The following is a 22,542-nucleotide window of genomic DNA, read 5'->3' as shown; positions in this document are numbered from 1 at the left end:
GAAATGACTGCGGCTTTTTTCATACTCACGTCGCCTTCGCTTTTCCCGATGATGCCGCACCAATGCCACAACGACAAGAATACCAACACAACAAAGCAGCACCTTGAAGCCGAAGTAAAGCTGCACAAGCATCGCTACCAGCGATCCCATCCAAACTGCGGACAACCAACCGGGCGGAGGTGTGATTCGTGGGCCACTCATGACACGCTCCCGGCGCGAGGTTTCATCGGCACTATCCGGGAGTAATCCACCTGTGCAATCAGCCCCGCAGGGAACACGTTGACAGACGCCGCATCATCAAAGACCCAATCGAAGTAGGCCATCAAGATACGGGCTAGGCCAAACATGCTGAAATAGTAGCCACCGCCCCTAACTCCGTACTGCGGCCCAAAACACCAAGTTTCATAGTCGAAGATTCCGCGACTCTCCACAGTAGTGGTCGGCGTGTACTTCGTTACGGTGAAGTGCTTGCTCCCGTTCGCTATGTCCTGTGCTGCACTCAAAGCCGCAGCGATACCCGGATGCTTCCTCTTTAGCTTCTTTAGGGATTGCTTAGGCCTCCCGGCATTGTTGGGCAACCAGTCAGCCGCAAGATGCCTAGCCGTGACCATGAAGTTAAACGCCGCATAGTCTTGACGCTTCTGGCTTTGTTCATCTTCGCCACTAGAAGCCTCTAACGCCTCAAGGTCTATCTTTAGCTTTTCGTACACGTCGAAACAGTTGGACATGCCGAAGGTCAAGGATGGGGAAGTCGCCATGATTGCGAGCGGTGGTTGAGGTGATTCAGTGTAGCCCTGAACCCAAGCCAAAGGAAAAACTTTAGCTTTCAGAGGCAAGAATCAAGGCAGAGAACAGCACCAAAACCGGGAAATCGCCCGTAGGGCACCAGTAGGGCAGGAAGAAAATCTAGGGCAGGCGTAGGGCACGAACCCAGAAAAGAAAAAAGAGGTTAGTGACCACTATCACTGAACCCCTTGATTTTGTTGGTCGGGGCGAGAGGATTCGAACCTCCGACCCCATGCACCCCATGCATGTACGCTACCAGGCTGCGCTACGCCCCGACTAACCGAATAATTATAGCAGCGGGTTTAAGTATTTGTCATGTTTGCTTATCGCCGTTAAGATGGCCACATGACAACCGCCGCCCTCGAACATGCCGCCGCCCTTCTCTCCCAAGCCGACCTGCTAATCATCGCGGCTGGCGCGGGCATGGGCGTGGATTCGGGATTGCCTGATTTTCGCGGCAACCAAGGATTCTGGAAGGCTTACCCGGCCTTGGCCCGCGCGCAGATGGAGTTCACCAGCGTCGCTTCGCCCGCCACTTTCCGCGACGATCCCGCGCTTGCCTGGGGCTTTTACGGGCATCGGCTGAATCTCTACCGCGCCACCGTGCCGCATGCCGGCTTTGGCTTGCTGAAGAAATGGGGCGAGCGCATGGAGCATGGCTACGGCGTCTTTACCAGCAATGTCGACGGCCATTTCCAGGCCGCCGGCTTTAATCCGCTGCGCATCGAAGAATGCCACGGCTCGATCCACCACCTGCAATGCACCAAGCCATGCAGCGATGACATCTGGCCTGCCGACGGCTACACGCCGCAAGTCGACAACGACGCCTGCCGCCTGCTCAACGCGCCGCCCACCTGCCCGCACTGCGGCGCCCTCGCCCGCCCGAATATTCTGATGTTTGGCGACTCCGGCTGGAACGAGCAGCGCACCGCCGCGCAGGAAGCGCGGCTACACCGGCTACTGACTAAGGCCCAGCGTCCGCTAGTAATTGAGCTGGGTGCGGGCGTGGCGATACCGTCGGTACGCTATTTCGGCCAAACAGTCATCAGCCGCCACAACGGCCGCATGATCCGCATTAATCCACGGGAGCCGCAGGTCGCCAGCGCCAACGATGTCGGGCTGGCAGCCGGCGCCTACGACGCATTAAGCGCCATAGACGCTCTGCTATAAACGGTTTATACCAATTTTACGGTAATTGGCGACAAGCCCGCGACCTTGCCTTCAAGGACTTGGCCGCGCACCACGGCGCCTACACCTTCCGGCGTGCCGCTGAAGATCAAATCGCCCGGCGCCAGCGTAAACAGCGTCGACAAGTTGGCGATGGTCTCGTTGATCGACCAGATCAAATGCGAGATCGACGACGACTGCTTGGTCACGCCATCCACATCCAGCTGAATCGCAGCGTTGTTGATATCGCCGGCATCCGCCACCGGATGAATCAAACCAATCGGCGCCGAGAAATCAAACGCTTTGCCGATTTCCCAAGGGCGGCCCGCATCGCGCATTTTGAATTGCAGATCACGGCGCGTCATGTCGAAACCAACCGCATAACCGTAGATGTGCGACGCTGCATCTTCCACGGCGATATTGGCGCCGCCCTTGCCGATGGCGACCACCAGCTCGCACTCGTAGTGCAGGTTATTGGTCACCGGTGGGTACGGCAGTTCCAGCACGCGGTTCGGCGCAGCCGGCACCACGGCCTGGGCATCGCCCGGTTTGCAGAAGAAGAATGGTGGTTCGCGATCCGGGTCGGAGCCCATCTCGCGCGCGTGGCCCGCGTAGTTGCGGCCAACGCAGTAGACGCGGCGCACCGGGAATAAGTCAGCAGTACCGGCGACCGGCAGGCCGACGATGTCGTGGGCAGGAATTACGTAGGAAGTCATGATGCTCCGATAAGCAGGAAAGGACATCACGCATGGTACAACAAATCAGGTCAGCAGCAAGGCACGCAAGGCGACGCGATACCCCTCCACAAGAGAGTCGCGATTAATCTGTGGACGATGTAGCGCGCGTATCGGCAGCCCATGGAATAACGACACCACCGTATCAATGCGCCCATCCAGCAGTTGGTCATCCACCGGCAAACCGCGCCGTTCGCGCTCGCGCTTGATGATGGGTCGGAAGCGGTTCATCGCCGTCTGGTCGCCAGCGCGCAAGGCCTCGGCAATCTTGGGATTGCGCGCCGCCTCGGCAAACATCTCCAGCGGCAGCTGGAAGAATTCCGGTTCCAGATTCTCATCCACATGCTTGGGCGCGTCGTCGATCATCGATTGTAGCGGATCGTCCTTGCCTTCCAGTTCGCGCAACTGCCCGGTCACGTGCTCGATTTCCAGATCAACGAAGGCCATGATGATGGCTTCCTTGCTCTCGAAGTAGTTGTAGATATGGCCCGCGCTCATGCCCGCTTCCTTGGAAATTTCAGACATGCTGGCGCCATGGAAGCCGCTGCGCGCAAAGCACACCGCTGCTGCCTGCAAGACCTGGTTGCGGCGATTTTGCGCGCGTTCCGGGTCTGTGCGCCGTTTGACGTCGAATTTCATGAAGCGATCCTAGGGTGAATATGAAACCATTATAACGGCGGGCGCATGGCAATGCACCCGCCGAGCCGTTTAACCGCGCGGTTGCGGCAATTCCGGCTGCCAGCCGCCGCCCAGCACCTTGTACAAGGTGACGGCGTTGCTGGTCTTGGCCAAGCGGGTGGTAATCAAGCTCTGTTGAGCCGCATACAGCGCGCGTTGCGACACCAGCGCGTTCAGGTACGAGTCCGCACCTTTTTGATAACGCGCCTCGTTGATGGTGTAGCTCTTCTGCGCCGCATCGACCAAGGCCTGCGACGACGACAGGCGCTCATCCAGCGTGCCGCGCGTCGCCAGTGCATCCGCAACTTCGCGGAACGCCGTCTGCACCGCCTTCTCGTACTGCGCCACCGAGATGTCGCGGTCAGCCTTGGCGATATTCAGGTTGGCGCGATTCACGCCGCCATCGAAGATCGGCAAGTTGATCGCCGGCGCAAAGCTCCACGCCGACGAACCGGCCTTGAACAAGCCAGACAACGTCGAACTGGCGCTGCCGCCCGACGCCGTCAGCGAAATGCTCGGGAAGAAGGCCGCACGCGCCACGCCGATATTGGCATTGGCAGCGCGCAGCGCCCGCTCCGCTTCCTGCACGTCCGGGCGCGATTGCAGCAGGTCTGAAGGCAGGCCGGCCGGAATCGCCGCCAGCTGGGTGACCTCGTTGAGGTCACCCGTAGGCAGCAATTCTTCCGGCACGGCGCTACCGACCAGCAGCGTCAAGGCATTCAGATCCAGCGCCACTTGCGCGCTGTAGACCGCTGCGTCGTTGCGCGCCGATTCCAGCGTGGTCTGCGCATCGTACATATCGGTACCGGCCACCACGCCCGAAGCGAAGCGCTTCTTGCTCAGGTCATAGCTGGTCTGCTGGCTTTTCAAGGTTTCCTGTGCCAGTTTCAAGCGCTGCTGATCGGCGATCAAGGTCAGATAGGCATTCGCCACTTCCGACACCAGCGTAATTTGCTGCGTGCGGCGCGCTTCCTCGGTGCCGAGATAACTCTGCAAACCGGCTTCCGATTGATTACGCACTTTGCCGAAGAAATCCAGCTCGTACGAAGACATCACCAGGCCGCCGTTGTACTGGCGGTTGATGGCAGCTTCGCCGGTGCCGGTCATCGTCGACGGCGTGCGCGATGCGCTCTGGCTGACGTTGGCCGACAGCTTGGGCAGCAGCGCCGCCGTGTCGATGTTGTACTGCGCCTTGGCCTTCTCAATATTGAGCACCGAAACGCGCAGATCGCGGTTGTTGGCCAGCGCCAGCTCGATCACCTTGCGCAGCTTCTCGTCCGAGAAGTATTCGCGCCACTGGATTTGCGACACCGGCTTGGCGTCAGCGGCGGCAGCCGGCACGCCCTTGTAAGCGTCGCCCGCAGGCCAAGCCTGCGCCACCGGTTGCGCCGGACGTTCGTACACCGGCGCCAGACTGCAACCGGCCAACATCGCCAGCGCAGCCAAAGTAATAACAGACTTTTTCATATCAATGCACCTCTACAGTTGCAGGAGCGGCCTTCTTCGGCGCGAAGTAGCCGCGTACCAGCACAAAGAACAGCGGCACGAAGAAGATGCCCAGGAAGGTCGCAGTCAGCATCCCGCCCAGCACGCCAACGCCGATGGCGTTCTGGCTGCCGGAACCTGCGCCGCTGCTGATTGCCAGCGGCAGCACGCCGAGGCCAAAGGCGATAGACGTCATCAGAATCGGACGCAGACGCAGTTTCACCGCTTGCAGCGTTGCCTGTTTCAGTTCCACGCCCTGCTCTTGCAGCTCCTTGGCGAATTCCACGATCAGAATCGCGTTCTTCGCCGCCAGGCCGATCACGGTCAGCAGGCCCACTTGGAAGTAGACGTCGTTCGACAGCTTGAACACAAAAGTCGCCAGCACCGTGCCGACTACACCCAGCGGCACCACCAGCAGCACCGAGAACGGCACCGACCAGCTTTCATACAGCGCGGCCAGGCACAGGAACACGATCAGAATCGAAATCGCATACAGCTGCGTGGTTTGCGAACCAGAGTCGCGTTCTTCGGTCGACAGGCCGGTCCACTCGTAGCCGATACCCGGCGGCAGTTGCGCAGCCAGCTTTTCGATTTCCGCCATGGCGACACCCGACGACTGTCCCGGCGCCGGCATGCCGAGAATCTCGGTCGACGGCAAACCGTTATAGCGCTCCAGGCGCGGCGAAGCGTAAATCCATTGGCCGGTCGAGAAGGCCGAGAAAGGCACCATCTGGCCGTCGGCATTACGCACGAACCACTTGTTCAGATCTTCCGGCGTCATGCGCGATTCAGCAGAACCTTGCAGGTACACCTTCTTCACGCGGCCGCGATCGACGAAGTCGTTGACGTAGGAGCTGCCCCACGCGGTGCTCAGCACCTTGTTCACATCCGCCACGGACAGGCCGAGTGCAATCGCCTTTTGCTGATCCACGGTGATCTTGTACTGCGGCGTATCTTCCTGGCCGTTAGGACGCACGCCTACCAGCACAGGGCTCTTGGACGCCATGCCCAGCATCTGGTTACGCGCCGCCATCAGCGCATCGTGACCGACGCCGCCGATATCTTGCAGCTGCAAGTCGAAGCCGCTGGCGTTACCCAGTTCCAGCACGGCTGGCGGAGCAAACGCAAACACCATCGCATCTTTAATCTGCGAGAACTTACCCATGGCGCGACCAACGATCGCATTGACGCGGTTCGCTGCGCCCGGACGTTCAGCCCAATCCTTCATACGCACAAAGGCGATACCGCTGTTCTGGCCATTACCGGAGAAGCTGAAGCCAGCCACCGCGAACACCGAAGCGACAGCATTCTTCTCGTCGTTGATGAAGTGGTTCTCAACTTTTTCAATCACCTTCAGCGTACGCTCTTGCGTTGCGCCGGTAGGCAATTGGATTTGCGAGAACAGCACGCCTTGGTCTTCTTCCGGCAGGAAGGAAGTCGGCAGACGCACAAACACCACTGCGAGCACCACCAAGATGATGCCGTACACCGCCAGCGAACGACCGCCGCGATTCAGAATCGAACCGACGATGCCTTGATACTTATTGGTACTACGTTCAAAGGTGCGGTTAAACCAGCCAAAGAAACCTTTATTAGTCAGGTGATGGCCTTTTTCCACCGGCTTCAGAATCGTCGCGCACAATGCAGGCGTGAAGATCATCGCCACCAGCACAGACAACACCATCGCCGACACAATCGTGATTGAGAACTGGCGGTAAATCACACCGGTCGAACCGCTGAAGAACGCCATCGGCACAAACACCGCCGACAGCACCATGGCGATACCCACCAGCGCACCGCTGATCTGGCTCATGGACTTGCGGGTCGCTTCCAGCGGCGACAAGCCCTCTTCCGTCATCACGCGCTCTACGTTTTCCACCACCACGATGGCATCATCCACCAGCAGGCCGATAGCCAGCACCACGGCGAACATGGTCAGCGTGTTGATCGAATAGCCCAGCGCCGACAGAATCGCGAAAGTACCCAGCAACACCACCGGCACCGCCATGGTTGGAATCAGCGTAGCGCGGAAGTTTTGCAGGAACAGGTACATCACCAGGAACACCAGGATGACTGCTTCCACCAGCGTCTTCACCACTTCTTCAATCGATAGTTTGACGAAAGGCGTGGTATCGAAAGCGACTACCGCTTTCAGACCGTGCGGGAATTGCTTCTCCAGCTGGGCCACTTTGGCTTTCACAGCATTGGCGGTATCCAGCGCGTTAGCGCCGGTCGCCAGCTTGATCGCCATACCGGAGGCAGGCTTGCCGTTGTAGCGCGCGAGGATGTTGTAAGTCTCGCTGCCCAGCTCCATGCGGGCCACGTCGCGCAGATGCACGGTGGCGCCGTTGGCGGAAGTCTTCAGCAAGATAGCGCCGAATTGTTCAGCGGTTTGCAGACGGCTTTGCGCCGTCACGGTCGCATTCAACTGCTGGCCGGCGACGGCAGGCAGGCCACCCAGTTCACCAGCAGACACCTCGGTGTTTTGCGCGGTGATGGCGTTGGCGATGTCGGCAGGCGTCAGTTGATAGCTTTGCAGCTTGGCCGCGTCCAGCCAGATACGCATGGCGTACTGCGAACCAAAGTTGGTCACATCGCCCACGCCTTCCACGCGCGAGATCGGATCGATCACGCTGGCGGCCACGTAGTCGCCGATGTCGGCCTGCTTCATGGAGCCGTCTTCGGACACGAAGCCCAGCACCATCAAGAAGTTCTTGGTAGCCTTGGCGACCACCAGGCCTTGCTGCTGCACGGCGGCAGGCAGCAGCGGCGTTGCAAGTTGCAGCTTGTTCTGCACCTGCACCTGCGCGATGTCAGGATTGGTGCCGCTCTTGAAGGTCAGCGTGATGTTGACGCCACCGGTCGAATCGGACGACGAGGACATATAGCGCAGGCCGTCGATACCCTTCATCTTTTGTTCGATGATCTGGGTGACAGCGTCTTCCACCGTCTTGGCCGATGCGCCCGGATAGGAACCGCTGATCGAAATCGATGGCGGCGCAATGCTTGGATACTGCGATATCGGCAGGCCGAGAATCGCAATCACGCCCGCAAGCATGATGACGATGGCGACCACCCACGCGAAAATCGGGCGATCAATAAAGAAACGGGACATATGCTATCTCCTTATTGCGCGCTCTTGGCGTTGGCAGGCATAGCACCGCCTGCGACAGCAGCGGCAGGCTTCGCAGCGTTGGCCGGTGCGCCCGGCTTCACTTTCTGCACGCCTTCCACGATCAGCAGGTCGCCTTCGTTCAAGCCCGATTTGACCAGCCACTTGGCGCCCAGCGTGCCGCTGGTCACCAGCGTACGTTGTTCAACTTTGCCTTCCTTGTTCAGCACCAGCGCAGTGGCTTCGCCTTTAGGATTGCGGGTCACGCCTTGCTGCGGCACGGCGATCGCGTGTTCGTTGACGCCCGACTCGATCACCGCGCGCACAAACATGCCCGGCAGCAGATCGTGTTTAGGATTCGGGAACAGCGCGCGCAGCGTCACGTTGCCGGTGCCCGGATCAACCGTCACGTCGGAGAATTGCAGCTTGCCTTCCAGCGCGTACTTGGTGCCGTCCGACAGCAGCAAGGTCACCTTGGCTTGGCCGCCATTCTTTTTCAAGCCGCCGCTTTCGATTTCGCGCTTCAGGCGCAGCATGTCTTCGCTGGTCTGGGTCACGTCAACGTAGATCGGGTCCAACTGCTGCACGGTGGTCAGCGCGGTGGTTTGATTGGCGGTCACCAGCGCGCCCGGCGTCACGGCCGAACGGCTGATACGGCCGCTGATCGGCGCATCAACGTGGGTGTAATCGAGATTGATCTTGGCTTGTTCCAGCGCGGCGACCGCCGATTCCACGTCGGCCTTGGCCTGCTCGTGGGCGGCGACAGCGTCGTCGTAATCCTGGCGGCTCACGCCTTCGATGGCGACCAAGTCCTTGTAGCGCGCCACTTTCGGCGCGGCTGCCACCAGGTTGGCCTTGGCCTTCGCGAGTGCCGCCTTGGCCGAGTTGTACGCGGCTTGATAAGTGGCCGCGTCGATCTGGTACAGCGGCACGCCTGCTTTGACGTCGCCACCTTCAACAAACAGGCGTTTCTGAATCAGACCACTGACCTGCGGGCGCACTTCAGCCACTTGATAAGCGGCGGTGCGGCCCGGCAGTTCGGTGGTGATTTGCAGCGCTTCTTGCGCCACTTTGAATACGCCCACTTCCGCCACCTGCTGCGTGCGAGGTGCTTCGGCCGTGGATTTGGAGCAGCCGGCCATGACGGCCAGCGCGGAGATGATCGCTACGGCGCCAGCGCTCCGCAGCAGAGGTTTTTTGCAGAAAAAGGCTTCCATGAGATTGGGCTTTCTGTATAAAAATTAAGCACAGACTATAGAATGAACGATCATTCTAATTAAGTCAAGCAACTTTCTTGTGCAACGCATCATGCTTAAGTGTCACTTAAGCGTGGTTTAAACCAGCAAAATTGTCCTGAACGCAACAGTGTGCAGATCGTGCGATGCTACAATCAGTCCATGCTCCCGCCGGCCCCTGCTACCACCCGCCCCCGCCTCACCACGCTGGTCACGGTGGGCGTTAGCGCGACGGTGCTGCTGACGGTATTGTCCTTACTGATACTGGTCGATCACTTCGCCATCGATTACGCGCGCCGCGAGGCCGAGCAGCGCTTGCAGCAGCTGTCGTGGCAGATGCGCAGCTCCCTCACCGGCATCGTGCGCAAGGCCACCGGCGACGTTCAACTCCTCAGCGAACTGCCGCGCATCCGCGAGGGAAAAAATCCGGTCGAAGTGCGCCGCGTGCTGGAGAGCCTGCAAAAAACCTTCCCCGACTACGCATGGATCGGCCTAGCCACGCCGGACGGCAAGGTGTTCGCCGCCACGCAGGGCGTGCAGGAAGGCGCGGACGTCAGCGCGCGCGACTGGTTCAAGGCTGGCCAGGACAAGATCCGCGCCGCCGACTATCCTCCGGCCACCCTGCCTGGCCGGAAATTGCCGTACAACGCCGACCCGTGGCGCTTCGTCGACGCCTCCGGCCCGGTGCTGGACGCCAACGGCCAGTTCCGCGGCGTGGTGTGCGTGCGCATGAGCTGGGGATGGGCGCGGCGCATGGTGCAAACCGTGTTCGCGCCAGCCAACCTGCAATACGCGGCCGATGTCTTCGTGGTGCGCAGCGACGGCGTTGCCATCCTCGGCCCGCAGGGCATGGAAGAACAAAAGATCAGCAGCGAGAGCCTGGCGCTGGCCGCCAGCGGCGCCTCGGGCGCGCTCAAGGAAACCTGGGCGGACGGACGCGATTACCTCACCGGCTACGCCCGCACCGGCACGCCCGGCGATCCGGCCACGCTGGACTGGTCGATCCTGGTACGCCAGCCGGAGGCGCTGGCCCTGTCCGGCGCGCGCGCGCTGGAACGCCAGATCCTGCTGCTGGGCGCTATCCTTGGCGCGGTGATGGCCATCGGCGCGGCGATAGCGGCAGGCCGCCTCACCCGCCCGCTAAATGCCTTGAGCCGCGCTATCGAAGAACGCCTGGCCGCGCCGGCCGATGCGGCCACCTTGCCGGACGTACGCCAGAACGACAGCTACCACGAGGTGCAAGTACTGTCGCGCTCCCTCAATGAAATGCTCAACAATGAGCAGAATCACCTCGGCGCGCTGCGCGGCCTGAACGAAAAGCTGGAATCCACGGTGGCCGAGCGCACCCGCGAAATCGCCCGCAAAGCGCTGCAACTGGAGCGCGCGCTGGCGCAGGAGCAAAGCACGCAGCAACTGCTGCAAGAACGCGCCGCCGAATTGCGGGCAATTCTCGACAACGCCCACGACGCCTTCATCGCCCTCGATCCGGGCGGCGTGGTGCGCGAATGGAATCTGCAGGCGGAGAAACTGCTGGGCTGGAAGCGCACGGAAGTCATCGGCCAGCCACTGGCGGCCATGATGCTGCCGCCGCTGCTGCGCCGCGCCTACGAGCGCGACATGCGCCAGCTGGCAGAAAGTGCCGGCGGCGCCGCGTCGCTGCTTAGCCGCCGCGTCGAACTGATGCTGCACAACCGCGCCGGGCAGGAACTGCCGGTGGAAGTCTCGCTGGCCTACGTGCCGCGCAGCAGCGGCCACCTGTTCATCGCCTTCCTGCACGATATCAGCGAGCGCAAGCAGCTATTCGCCTCGATGGAGGCGATGGCGCTGAACGACACCCTGACCGGCCTGCCGAACCGCCGCGCCCTGATGCAAGCCTTGCCCGAGGCACTGCAGCGCGCCAGCCGCCTGCGCCAAAGCTGCGCCGTGTTCTTCCTCGACCTGGACCGCTTCAAGCAAGTCAACGACCGCTATGGCCACGAGGAAGGCGACGAACTGCTGCGCCAATTCGCCGAACGCGTGCGCGGCGCGGTGCGCAAGACCGACACCGTGGGCCGCCTGGCCGGCGATGAATTCGTGGTCATCCTCGAAATGCTGCACAGCGACGCCGACGCCCAGGAAATGGCCGACAAGCTACTGCCGGCGCTGCAGCAGCCATTCGTGCTGAAAACCGCCACCGTCGCGCTGAGCGCCAGCATCGGCATTGCCATCCATCATCCAGACGATCCGCAGGACATTGAAGCACTGCTGAGCCGCGCCGACCGCGCCATGTACCGCCACAAGCAAGAAGGTCTGCAGTTGCGTGCGCGCCGATAAAGCGGTTTCAGGTAGCATCCGGGACAACGCCTTTTTCGTTTCGGAATCTGCCCATGGAAGAACAAAACAGCGTCGCTATCGATTTTCTACCGACCGGTGTGCCCGGCCTTGATGAAGTGCTGGCCGGCGGCCTGACCGCCAATCGCCTCTACCTCGTGGAGGGCGAGCCGGGCACCGGCAAGACCACCCTTGCCCTGCAATTTTTAAACGAAGGCATGCGGCGCGGCGAGCCCGTCCTGTACGTTACGCTGGCGGAAACAGCCGAGGAGCTGCGCGGTGTCGCGCGCTCCCACGGCTGGAGCATGGATGGCATCCGCATCGAAGAAATCATCCCCGATGAAAAAGCGCTGGATCCAGATCAGCAGTACACCATTTTCCACCCGTCGGAAATTGAACTGGGCAGCACGACCCAGCGCATCCTCGCGGCCGTGGATAAGTATCATCCGCGCCGCATTGTGCTTGACTCGCTGTCCGAGCTCCAGCTGCTGGCCGAAAGTCCGCTGCGCTACCGCCGCCAGGTGCTGGCGCTCAAGCAGTACCTGAGCAGCCGCCACTGCACCTCCATGCTCCTCGACGACCGCACCGCCCTCACCACCGACCTGCAGGTGCGCAGCGTGGCGCACGCCGTGCTGGCGCTGGAGCTGACCGACCAGGACTATGGCTCCGACCGCCGCCGCCTGCGCGTCGTCAAGTACCGCGGCGTGGCCTATCGCGGCGGCGCGCACGACTACAAGATCGTCAAAGGCGGCCTGCTGGTCTACCCGCGCCTGGTGGCGGCGCAATCGCGCCAGAGCCTTCCGCAGCGCCAGCTGTCCAGCGGCATGCCGGCGCTCGACGCCCTGCTCGGCGGCGGGCTGGAAGAAGGCATGAGCACCTTGATCAGCGGCCCGTCCGGCACCGGCAAGTCGTCGCTGGCGGCGCAGTTCGTGCACGCCGCCACGCTGCGCGGCGAAGCGTGCGCCATGTTCCTGTTTGAGGAAGCGCGCAACAATATGCTCAGTCGCTGCCACAGCCTGGGCCTGAATCTATCAGACGCCATCGACAACGGCCTGCTGACGGTGCAGCAAATCGACCCGGCCGAACTGGCGCCGGGCGAATTCTCCAGCGCCGTGCTGAAAGCGGTCGAACACGGCGCGCGGGTGGTCGTGATCGACAGCCTGAACGGCTACCTGAACGCCGTGCCGGACGAACGCTTCCTGATCGTCCACCTGCACGAGCTACTGACCTACCTCGGCCAGCGCGGCGTGGTCAGCATCATCGTCGGCGTACAGCAAGGCATGCTAGGCTCCCACATGAGCACGACGGTGGATGCCAGCTACCTAGCCGACAACATCATCATGCTGCGCTACTTCGAAGCGGCCGGCGAGGTAAGGCAAGCGATCTCGGTGTTCAAGAAACGCGGCAGCGCGCACGAGCGCACCATCCGCCGCTTCATCATCGGCGCCGGCGGCCTGGCTGTGGGGCCGGTGCTGAAAGACTTCCACGGCGTGCTGACCGGCGTGCCGACCTTCAGCGGCGACGCCGACCGCGACTAGGCGCCATGGAAGCACGCATCCTGATCTACGCTCCCACCGGCCAGGATGCGCCGCTGGCCGCGCGCGTGCTGGCCATGGCCGCCATCGACAGCCACGTATGCGGCACGCTGGCCGAGCTGGCGCAAGAGCTTGAGCGCGGCGCCGGCGCGGTGCTGACGGTGGAGGAAGCGCTGGACGCGGGCGGCTACAAGCTGCTGCAAGGCTGCGTTGCGCGGCAGCCGGATTGGTCGGATCTGCCCATCGTCCTGCTCACCCACCACGGCGCCGATTCGCCGCGTGTGCGGCAGGCAGTGGCGGGCCTGGGCAATCTGAGCCTGATGGAGCGGCCGGTGCGCACGATCACGCTGCTCACCGCGCTGCACGCCGTTTTACGCGCGCGCAACAAGCAGTACCAGGTGCGCGAGGCGGCGCGGCGCAAGGATGAATTCCTCGCCAGCCTGGGGCACGAGCTGCGCAATCCGCTGGCGCCGATCCGCAGCGCCGTGACGATGCTCACCCACCTCTACCCGGACGCCGCGCCGGTGGCGCGCATCCGCGACATGGTGGAACGGCAGGTGCGCCTGTTGACGCGCCTGGTCGAGGACTTGCTGGACGTGGCGCGCATCACCAGCGGCAAGGTCACCTTGCAGCGGCAACTGGCGTCGCTGGTGTCGGTGATGAACCACGTCGGCGAGTTGTGCCAGCAGGCGGCGGACGCCAAGCGCATCCACATCACCTGGCAGTTGCCGGCGCACGAGCTCATGCTCGATATCGACTACGCGCGGATGGTACAAATCATCGCCAACATCTTATCGAACGCAGTCAAGTTCACGCCGCAGGGCGGGCATGTGTCGGTGCGCGCCGCAGTCGACCAAGGGCAGCTGATGGTCAGCATACTCGACGACGGCATCGGACTTGATGCCGACACCATCCCGCGCATCTTCCGCATGTTCGAGCAAAGCAACACGGTGAACGGGCAGTTTTCCAGCGGCCTGGGGATCGGCCTCACCTTATCGCGCCAGTTCGCCGAGATGCACGGCGGGACGGTGGAAGCCTACAGCGCCGGCATCGGCAAGGGCAGCGAGTTCGTGATCATGCTGCCGGTGCTGGCCGGGCAAGACGCTGGTCTCCCCGAGCCGCTGGCGCCGGGCGGCGGCGCCGATGGCCGTAAGATGCAAGTGCTGGTGGTCGATGACAACCAGGACGCCGCTGATTCGCTGAGCGCCTTGCTGGAGATCGAAGGCTTCGATGCACGCGCCGTGTACGACGGCGCGTCCGCCGTGGCGGCGGTGACGGAGCAAGCGCCGGACATGGTCATCATGGACTTGGGCATGCCCGGCATGGACGGCTACGAAACTGCGCGCGCCATCCGCCGCCTCCCCGGCGCCGAGCGCATCTTGCTGCTGGCCCTGACCGGCTGGGGCCAAACCGATGCGCGCCAGCGCACGGCGGCAGCCGGCTTTGACCATCATCTGGTCAAGCCGGTGGAACTGGCACAGATCGTCCGCTTGGCCGGCGCGCGGCACAACCGCGAGCAGGTGCAGGCGGCGCGCTGATTATTGCGGCTTGACCTTGGCGACGGCGCCCAGATAGTACAGAGCGTTGGTGCCTTCGAACGCCGAGTCGGTACCCAGCACGATCCAGAACTTACCGTCTTTATCGGCGGTGAAGGAAATCGCTTCGTCCGATTTACGGGTGGCCTTGGTCATCGGCGCCACTTCGCACTCGAGTCCCTCGACACCCTGCACGCCCAGTACTTTGCCCTGTTTGCCGGACACTGCCTGGTCGCCGTGATCAAAATTCAAACGATAGCGGTTGTCAGTGGTTTGCTTGACCACTTTCGGTTCGGCGTCAGTCGCCGCGGCCACCATGTAGACGTTCTCGCCGCGCGCGCCGCCGACACCCATGAAGCAGCCGACTGCGGCATCGGTGGCGTAGGTCATTTCAAAGGTCACGGTGTACTTCGCGTTCGGCACCAGGCCGGTGAACTGACGCTTGATGAAGGTGAACACATCGTCGCTGTTGTTACGCGAGGCCACGTAATAGCCCATGCCACCCACCGGCAGCGGTATTTTCGACCAGCCGGCGCCGGTTTCGGTCGGCTCGCTGTCGTCGGTGTAATCGGCCACGCCGGCAACCCAGCCGTCGATGCCCTTGGTGAAGTCGATGGTGATGGTCGATGCCACCGGCGTTGGCGCCGGTGCGACCGGCGCCGCCTGTGGTGGTTGTTGTTGAATATTGTCGCCGCCGCAAGCGGTCAGTGCCAGCAGCGCTGCAGTGGCCAGCGCGCAGTACGTATATTTCTGCATTTTAGTTTTCCCCTAGTGATAAGCATGCGGCGCTCGCGTGAAGCGCCGCATCGCAGTCTACGGAAAACTTGTTAAGACAACTAAGTAATTTGTAACCTGTGGTAAGTTACATTTTTTAACGACTATGACATAGCCTTTTGCCGCGGCGCGTGGTTATTTCCAGTCGCCGCGCAGCGCCGCCACGCGCTGCTTGAGGTCGTCCGGCGAGACATCTTGCGGCGCCACCGGCGCGCCTACCGCCAGCGACAAGCGCGAGCGCAAGCCCTTGCGGAACACGCGCTCGAACACATTCTCCTGGTTGCGGCTCAGCAGATGGCCCCACAGGCCGCGCAGCGCCATCGGGATCACCGGCACCTTGCTGCGTTCGACGATCTTGGCCACGCCGCCCTTGAACTCGTTGATGTCGCCGGTGCGCGTGAGCTGGCCCTCGGGGAAGATGCACACCAGGTCGCCCTCGTGCAGCGCCTGCGCGATATCGACATAAGCCTTTTCCATCAGCCACGGGTCTTCCTTGGCCGGCGCAATGGGAATCGCGCGCGCAGTGCGGAAAATCCAGCCCAGCAGCGGCAGCTTGAAGATGCGGTGATCCATCACGAAACGGATCGGACGCGGCGCAGCGGCCATGATCACGATGGCGTCGACGTAGCTCACGTGGTTACACACCAGCACCGCCGCACCTTCGGCCGGTATGCGCTCGGCGTCCACCACCTGCACCCGGTGGATGGTATGAATCAGCAGCCACGCGAGGAAGCGCATCAGGAATTCCGGCACCAGCGAGAAGATGTAAATCGCCACCACGGCGTTCAGCAGCGCGGTCACGAGGAACAGCTGCGGGATGGTCAAGCCCTGCCCCAGCAGCACAATCGCCAGGCCGGCTGCCGCCACCATGAACAGCGCATTGAGGATATTCATGCCGGCGATGGTGCGCGAGATGTGCGCCGGATCGCAGCGCAGCTGGATCAGCGCGAACAGCGGCACGATGAAGAAGCCGCCGAACATGCCGATCATCAGCACGTCGAACAGAATGCGCCACATGCCGTGCTGGGCCAGCAGCGCGAACGCGTCTATGTGCACCCCCGCAGTTGCCGCGCCGCTGAAGGCGAGGCTGGCGAAATACAGGTCGACGCCAAACACCGTCAAGCCGATCGAACCGAACGGCACCAGTCCAATCTCCACCTTGCGGCCCGACAGGCGCTCGCACAGCAGCGAGCCGCTGCCGACGCCGAGCGAGAAGATGGTCAGCAGCAGCACGAAGGCGCCGTGGTCGCCGTGCAGATAATCCTTGGCGTACACCGGGAACTGCGCCAGCACCAGCGCGCCGTAAAACCAGAACCACGAGTTGCCGAGCATGGACAAGAACACCGTGCGGTTCTTGCGCGAGAAATTGATATTGCGGATCGATTCGCCGACGAAGTTCCAGCTAATCTTGAGATCGGGCGCCGGCGCCGGCGACAGCGGAATGCGGTAGGCCGCGGCCAGGCCCATGGCCGCCACGCAGATGGTGGCGGCAGCTTCCAGCAGCAGGCCGTGCGGCTGCTGCACCACCAGCACCGCGCCCAGCACCTCGCCCATCAAGATGCCGACGAAGGTGCCCATCTCGGTCACACCGTTACCGCCGATGAGTTCTTCCGGTTTCAGCTGCTGCGGCAGGTAGGCATATTTCACCGGCCCAAACAGCGTCGAGTGCACGCCCATGCCCACCACGGCGGCGATCAGCAGCCACAGGTGGTGCGTCACCCAGCCGATGCCGGCCACACACATGATGCCGACCTCCAGCCACTTGACGAAGCGCGTCAGGCCCGATTTCTCAAACTTATCGGCCAACTGGCCGGCCGTGGCCGAGAACAGCACATACGGCAGAATGAACAGGCCCGGAATCAGATTGGTCACCAGCGACGGCGACATGGTGGTCCAGCTCAGCGCATCAAACGTGATGATGACCACCAGCGCCGTCTTAAACAGATTATCGTTAAACGCACCGAGGAACTGAGTCCAGAAAAACGGCGCAAAGCGGCGCTGCTTGAGCAAAGAAAACTGATTGGGCTGGCTCATGTCGGGCGGTTCCGTTCAATATGAAGTTTCCTGAAAGATTGAACGGATTATAACCGCATGATTATGCCGCTTGCTGTATCTCTCCCTGTGCTGGCATGACTTTGCGCAATGACCATACACTGTGCGGGTCGCCGTGCTGGCCGCGTGCCAGTACGGCGCGCGACATCTTCCAGTACAGCGTCGCAAACAGTACCGATATAGCCGCCACGCCGGCCACGACGCCGTCGCCTTGCAGCAGCGCCAACACCGGGTTAACGCCGGTTCTCCACCAGTGCGACAAGGGCACGGCCAGCGTCAGCACAGCGCACAGCTTCAGCAGCTCGTGCGCCGCGCGTGCAGGGGGACGGGCGAAGGCCCACAGCACGCAGCCGAAGAACACGGTGTAGTAGCTGCGCGACTCCCACAGCGGCAACTGGTTCGCTGGCCCCAGCTTGTTCGCCAGGAACACCGCCGACACCCCGGCCACGCAACCCAGGCACACGCCCAGCGTCGCCTGCGCCATCAGCTTGCCGCTGCGCGGCTGCACCAGCTTGTGCCGCTTGCGGCGCGCCTCGATCCACAGCAGGTTGCCGCTGTAGAACAGGAACGCGCCGGCCATGCCCAGCACGAAGTACATCCACTGCACCGCCGCCGCGCCGAAGCTACCAAAATGCAGCGTCTGCAAACTGCGCAGGAAGCGCGTGCCGGCGCTGTAGTTGTCCGGCATGACCACGCGCTCCACCTTGCCGCTGCTGGCGTTCAGCACCACGGCGGCAACGCTCGACACGGTGTTCTGGTGTGCGTGGCCATAGGCTTGCAGTTGCGCGTTGGCGTCGCCGGCTTGACGGTAGATCAGTGTCTCTACCTCCATGCCCGGCGCCGCGCGCTCGACTTCAGCCAGCAGTTGCCGGGCCGGCGCCAGCGGTGCGCTCACGCCGGCGGCCTTGGGCGGGGCGGCCGCGCTGATGTCCTGCCCGACCAATTGCAGCAGCTTGCCGTCGAAGACCAGGTACTGGAACGGCGCCAGCAGCAGCACGCCCAGCGCCAGCACCGCGCTGCTCCACGCGTACATCAAGTGAAACGGCAGCGACAGAATGCCGATGGCGTTGTGCGCGTCCTGCCACATGCGCTTGATGTTCTTCCCGATGCGCAGCGCAAACAAGTCCTTGAAGAAGTTGGGCGCGTAGATAATGACGCCGCTGGCCAGCGCCAGCCCATACAGCACGCACACCACGCCCAGCACGTAAATGCCCCAGCTGCGCGGCAAGCCTGCCGTATAGTGCAAGCGGTAGATGAAGTCGACCAATTGCGAGCGTTCCTTGAATTCTTCCAGCTTGCCGTTCGCGTCGAGGCGGAAGTGGCGCTCGGCGAATTCCAGCACCAGTTCCGGCTCGTGTTCATTCGGCAGGCGCACGTAAAACGCGTCCTTGGCCTGCGGATGCGCTTGCAGCACCGCGTCGATCAAGGCTTGCGGCTCGTGCCTTGGCGCGGCCACCTTGGCCGGCGGCGTTTCCCACGCGTGCAGCTCTTCGTGGAACAGCGTCACCGCACCGGCATAGAAAGCGATGAATAAGCCAAAACCGGCGATCAGCCCCACCCAGGTATGCACCGAGATAAAAGTGCGCAAAGTAGCTGATTTCATGCGGCGATCCTGACCAGGCCACTGGCCTTGAGAAAATGCAGCGCAGCGAGACCGATCACGGTTGCACCGCCCATCCACAGCCACGCGCGCAAGCCGGTCTTGAACAGGAAAGCCCCCGTCATCACCGCGATCCACACGAGGAAGAACAGCAACAGCCAGGGCAGCGTGGTACTGGCCTGGTCTTGGCTGAGCAAGGCCGCAAAGCCGACGATCAGCACTGACAACGGCAAGCCGAGCAACGCAGCGGCAGTCGATTTACCGAGCATGTTGCACTCCCTTCCGGTGCCACGCGTCCAGGTACGGCAGCACGACCAGCGTGGTCATGAAACCGGACAGCGTGATGCATACGCCGCACCACGCACCATAAGCCTCGGCCGCGCTGGCGATGGAACCGGCCAGCAGCGGCACCGTCAACCAGCGCAGGAACGCTTGCCGCCGCAACGCCGCCGGCCACAAGGCCTGGTGCGGCGACGCCAGGTAAAGGCACAACGCGGCCAGCGCCGCCACGCCCGTGCAGATCCAGTTCATCTCATCCTCCCATTCAGATAGAGCCCTGCAAGCCGAAACCGACCTGGCGCGCGCTCCCCAGCGTCACCTTGTAGCGGCCAGTGACCGATTCCAGCTTGTTGGCCGTGATGTAGGCTTGGTTGGTCAGGTTGGTGCCGTAAGCGAACAGCTTCAGGCCATTGGCCAGCGTGTAGGTGGTCTTGCCGGCCAGCGTGGTGTGGCCGTCATTGCGGTCGGTATTCTCCGAGCTGGTGTACGTGCCGGCGGCATGGGCCAGGCTCATGTTGAGCATCCAGCGCCCCGGCGTCCAGGTGAAGCCCACCGACTGCGTCTCGCGCGGCGAGCGCGCGAACTGCTTGCCGCTGAAATTCTCGGTCGGCGTCACGAAATCAATGAACTTGGTGCGCGCGATACCGACCGCGCCGAACAGCTCCAGCTGCGACGTTACGCGGCCACGCAGTTCGCCTTCCAGGCCTTGCAGGCGCGAGTTGCCGGCGTTGACCAGGTAGACGTCCAGCGTGTTGTTGCCCACGTTGACCTGCTGATCCACCCAATTGACGCGATATGCATTCACCGACACCACCAAACCATTCTCCAGCGCGCCCTTCAGCGACACCTCGTAGTTCCTGGTGTATTCCGGGCCATAAGCGTGCGAGCCGCGCTGGTAGCTGTAATCGACGCCGCCGGTGCGGTAGCCGCGCTGCGCGGTCAGGCCGGCCACCCACTCCGGCGCCAGCGCGTAGCGCACACCCAGCTTGGGCAGCCACACCGAGTTGTCGGTATCGAGGTTCTGCGGGCCATCCGGTGCAAAGTAACCGGCGTTGATCAGCTGCTTGAAGATTTGGCGCGCCAGCGGCGAGGTGCCCTCGGTTTGCGAATCCGGCACGCGGTTCTGGCGCTCGCCGTCAAAGCGCATGCCAGCGGTGATGGTCAGCTTATCGACCACATAATCGACTTCGCCGTAGGCGGCGCGGGTCTTGCTGGCGTTGTTCTGCAACTGGCGGCGGCTGATGAACTCCGCACCATAGGCCGCATCGCACAGGGCTTGCGACCGGCACTGGCCAATCAGGCCCAAGACATATGACACCGGCACGATGAAGGTGTCGTCGCCGTTGTAGTACTGCTGCGAGTAGTACAAGCCAGCCACGCCTTTCAGCTTGTGGCCAAACAGCTGCGTGTCGAAGTTGGCGCGCGCTTCCTGTACCCACTGGCGGTCGATGTTTTCGCCGGTGCGATAGCCCTGCTTCAGCTCCGTGCCGTCGTAGTCCTGCGTGCGGTTGTAGCGGTTGTGCGAATAGGTAGACAGCAGCGTGACATCGGCGCCGAACGCGCGGAAGGTCTGCTCCAGCGCCGCGGAACGCGTGTGATTGATGGTGAAGCTACGCTCGTTGGCGAGATTCTGGCGCCACGACGCCGGCGCCTTCACCGCTTCCACCGTGCCGTAGCCCGAATCCTGCTTGTCGTCCACCAGCGTGACCAGCGCCTGGTAATGATCGCCCCACGGCGTTACGCGCAGCTTGGCGCGCAGCGTGTGGCCGTCGTCGTGATTGGCGCGCTTATCGTCGCGGGTCGGGTTGTAGACATCGCCGTCGCGCTTGCGCTGCTCCAGCGAGATGCGGCCGGCCAGCACCTGGTCGACGATGGCGCCGCCGCCGGCAAACGCCACGCGGTGCGCATTCTGATTGCCGACGCTGGCGCGGTAGCTGAAGTCGCGCACATCGGAAGGATCGCGGGTCTTCAGCACCACGGCGCCGGCCAGCGAGTTGCGGCCCTGGTTGGTGGACTGCGGGCCGCGCAGCACTTCCACGCGGTCGGCGTCCCACACGCTCAGGTTGGAGATGTCCTGGCCGAAGCCGTCCTGCGGCACGCCGTCCACCACCAGCGTGATGGTCTTGCCGCCGCCACCGGTCGGGCCGTAAGCCTGCACGCCGCGGATCGACAGGTTCTCGGCGGTGCCGACGTTGGCCATCTGCGACGCCACCTCGTCCAGCGAGTTAAAGCCCGACTCCTCGATCTGGCGGCGGTTACGCGCACCGACGCTGGCGCTGCTGTCGATTTCCGTCCGTTTCAGTTTATCGCCGCTGATCACTACCTGCTCGATCGGCTCACCTTCCGCCGCCTGTGCCGCCCACGCCGCCGTCGTGCCGGCCAGCGCCAACGCCATTACCTTGATCCGCATTTCCCTGTTTCCCCAGTTTTATTGAATGAGAATTGTTCACAAACAATAATATTAAATGAGAATCGTTTACATTTACAAGAAAATTTTTATCGAATTGGCATTGCAAGGTTGATACGTATGCCGACGACAATGGCCTGAACGACTAGCACCGAACCGGTCAATTTGCATAATTTGCTAGCTTTCTCTATAATGTTGCCCCGGCGAAACGATGCCTCCGCATAACGCAGGATGCGCCGTTTTGCTTTTTGTCCCACTACAGGAAAGAGCAACATGAAAAAAACTATCTTCGCCGCAATGATCGCTGCCCTGGCAGCACCACTGGCAGCCCAGGCAGAAGGCGCTTACATCGGCGCCAACGTTGGCCGCGCTGAGCAAAAAGTGGACGTAGAGTCCTACTCGTTCAAGGAAAGCACCACCGCATACAAACTGTACGGCGGCTACACCTACAACCGCAACTTCGGTTTCGAAGTAGGCTTTGCCGACCTGCGCGAAGCAGAAAAACGCGGCAACGGCGCACGCATCGCTTCCGAGCCGAAAACCGTGTACATCGCGGCAACCGGCACCCTGCCGCTGAACGACCAGTTCGCACTGTTCGGCAAGGTGGGCGTGGCTTCGTCGCACGTGAAAGTATCGGCATCGGCGCCTGGCATCTCGGCTAGCGGTTCGGACAACCAAACCTCGCCGTATATCGGCGTAGGCGCGTCGTTCGCACTGAACAAGAACGTCAGCTTCGTCGCTGAATACGAAAACTTCGGCAAGATCGCCAAGGACGGCGGCAGCCACATCAAGGCTGACTTCTTCTCGGCCGGCGTGCGTTACGCGTTCTAAGAAAGACAAAAGCCGGCTAAGC

The 22,542-nt window shown here is 62.2% G+C and carries 17 protein-coding genes and 1 tRNA gene; 5 read left to right on the top strand and 13 right to left on the bottom strand.

Annotated elements, in window-relative coordinates; all coding sequences use genetic code 11:
• Positions 1 to 197: 197 nt before the first annotated feature.
• Both GTP45_RS05195 and GTP45_RS05190 read right to left on the bottom strand, forming a co-directional pair.
• Complete coding sequence (locus GTP45_RS05195; RefSeq protein ID WP_161012831.1) at positions 198 to 728, bottom strand: hypothetical protein; 531 nt, start codon at positions 726 to 728, stop codon at positions 198 to 200.
• A 256-nt stretch (positions 729 to 984) separates the two neighbouring features.
• A tRNA-Pro gene (locus GTP45_RS05190) sits at positions 985 to 1,061 on the bottom strand.
• Between the two features lie 70 nt (positions 1,062 to 1,131).
• Here GTP45_RS05190 and GTP45_RS05185 point away from each other — a divergent pair.
• Entirely contained in the window at positions 1,132 to 1,956 is an 825-nt protein-coding gene (locus tag GTP45_RS05185) for an SIR2 family NAD-dependent protein deacylase (protein ID WP_161012830.1), read from the top strand.
• 5 nt (positions 1,957 to 1,961) lie between these two features.
• Here the strand turns inward: GTP45_RS05185 and GTP45_RS05180 are convergent, their stop codons facing one another.
• The 5 genes from GTP45_RS05180 to GTP45_RS05160 form a co-directional block, all read right to left on the bottom strand.
• A complete protein-coding gene (locus GTP45_RS05180; RefSeq protein WP_161012829.1) occupies positions 1,962 to 2,669 on the bottom strand; it encodes a fumarylacetoacetate hydrolase family protein in 708 nt (235 codons plus the stop codon).
• Between the two features lie 45 nt (positions 2,670 to 2,714).
• On the bottom strand, positions 2,715 to 3,326 hold the full coding sequence (locus GTP45_RS05175; protein WP_161012828.1) for a TetR/AcrR family transcriptional regulator: 612 nt from the start codon (positions 3,324 to 3,326) through the stop codon (positions 2,715 to 2,717).
• Between the two features lie 69 nt (positions 3,327 to 3,395).
• The gene (locus tag GTP45_RS05170) at positions 3,396 to 4,832 is read right to left on the bottom strand and encodes an efflux transporter outer membrane subunit (protein WP_161012827.1); all 1,437 of its coding nucleotides are present in this window, start codon (positions 4,830 to 4,832) and stop codon (positions 3,396 to 3,398) included.
• A gap of 1 nt (position 4,833) precedes the next feature.
• On the bottom strand, positions 4,834 to 7,965 hold the full coding sequence (locus GTP45_RS05165) for an efflux RND transporter permease subunit (protein ID WP_161012826.1): 3,132 nt from the start codon (positions 7,963 to 7,965) through the stop codon (positions 4,834 to 4,836).
• Between the two features lie 11 nt (positions 7,966 to 7,976).
• Positions 7,977 to 9,179, bottom strand: a complete 1,203-nt coding sequence (locus GTP45_RS05160; RefSeq protein ID WP_371874412.1) for an efflux RND transporter periplasmic adaptor subunit — start codon at positions 9,177 to 9,179, stop codon at positions 7,977 to 7,979.
• A gap of 180 nt (positions 9,180 to 9,359) precedes the next feature.
• Here GTP45_RS05160 and GTP45_RS05155 point away from each other — a divergent pair, with 180 nt between their 5' ends.
• From GTP45_RS05155 to GTP45_RS05145, 3 genes are read left to right on the top strand one after another with little or no spacing between them, the layout of a single operon-like run.
• Positions 9,360 to 11,510 carry a diguanylate cyclase domain-containing protein gene (locus GTP45_RS05155; RefSeq protein ID WP_161012825.1) on the top strand — a complete coding sequence of 717 codons (2,151 nt, stop codon included), beginning with the start codon at positions 9,360 to 9,362 and terminating at the stop codon, positions 11,508 to 11,510.
• A 53-nt stretch (positions 11,511 to 11,563) separates the two neighbouring features.
• A complete protein-coding gene (locus GTP45_RS05150; protein ID WP_161012824.1) occupies positions 11,564 to 13,045 on the top strand; it encodes an ATPase domain-containing protein in 1,482 nt (493 codons plus the stop codon).
• 5 nt (positions 13,046 to 13,050) lie between these two features.
• Positions 13,051 to 14,580 (top strand): hybrid sensor histidine kinase/response regulator, encoded by a 1,530-nt coding sequence (locus tag GTP45_RS05145; RefSeq protein WP_161012823.1) that lies wholly within the window; start codon positions 13,051 to 13,053, stop codon positions 14,578 to 14,580.
• On the opposite strand, the gene GTP45_RS05140 is transcribed toward GTP45_RS05145, so the two are convergent.
• The 6 genes from GTP45_RS05140 to GTP45_RS05115 all read right to left on the bottom strand — a co-directional run bounded on the left by GTP45_RS05140 (position 14,581) and on the right by GTP45_RS05115 (position 21,692).
• Positions 14,581 to 15,333: a hypothetical protein gene (locus GTP45_RS05140; protein WP_166454546.1), complete on the bottom strand. Its 753-nt coding sequence runs from the start codon at positions 15,331 to 15,333 to the stop codon at positions 14,581 to 14,583.
• Positions 15,334 to 15,486: 153 nt separating this feature from the next.
• On the bottom strand, positions 15,487 to 17,385 hold the full coding sequence (locus tag GTP45_RS05135; protein ID WP_161012822.1) for an MFS transporter: 1,899 nt from the start codon (positions 17,383 to 17,385) through the stop codon (positions 15,487 to 15,489).
• 61 nt (positions 17,386 to 17,446) lie between these two features.
• A complete protein-coding gene (locus GTP45_RS05130) occupies positions 17,447 to 19,006 on the bottom strand; it encodes a PepSY-associated TM helix domain-containing protein (protein WP_161012821.1) in 1,560 nt (519 codons plus the stop codon).
• Positions 19,003 to 19,272, bottom strand: a complete 270-nt coding sequence (locus GTP45_RS05125; protein ID WP_161012820.1) for a hypothetical protein — start codon at positions 19,270 to 19,272, stop codon at positions 19,003 to 19,005. The genes GTP45_RS05130 and GTP45_RS05125 overlap by 4 nt, the downstream gene beginning before the upstream one ends.
• Entirely contained in the window at positions 19,262 to 19,534 is a 273-nt protein-coding gene (locus GTP45_RS05120) for a hypothetical protein (protein WP_161012819.1), read from the bottom strand. Before GTP45_RS05120 ends, GTP45_RS05125 begins: the two co-directional genes overlap by 11 nt.
• Positions 19,535 to 19,547: 13 nt before the next feature.
• Entirely contained in the window at positions 19,548 to 21,692 is a 2,145-nt protein-coding gene (locus GTP45_RS05115; protein ID WP_161012818.1) for a TonB-dependent receptor, read from the bottom strand.
• A 270-nt stretch (positions 21,693 to 21,962) separates the two neighbouring features.
• Between GTP45_RS05115 and GTP45_RS05110 the strand changes: the two genes are divergently transcribed.
• Positions 21,963 to 22,520, top strand: coding sequence for an outer membrane beta-barrel protein (locus tag GTP45_RS05110; protein ID WP_161012817.1), 558 nt, complete (start codon positions 21,963 to 21,965; stop codon positions 22,518 to 22,520).
• Positions 22,521 to 22,542 lie beyond the last annotated feature (22 nt).

This window comes from Duganella rivi (genome assembly GCF_009857435.1).
GTDB lineage: Bacteria > Pseudomonadota > Gammaproteobacteria > Burkholderiales > Burkholderiaceae_D > Rugamonas > Rugamonas rivi.
This window is presented reverse-complemented; position numbering and strand designations above follow the sequence as displayed.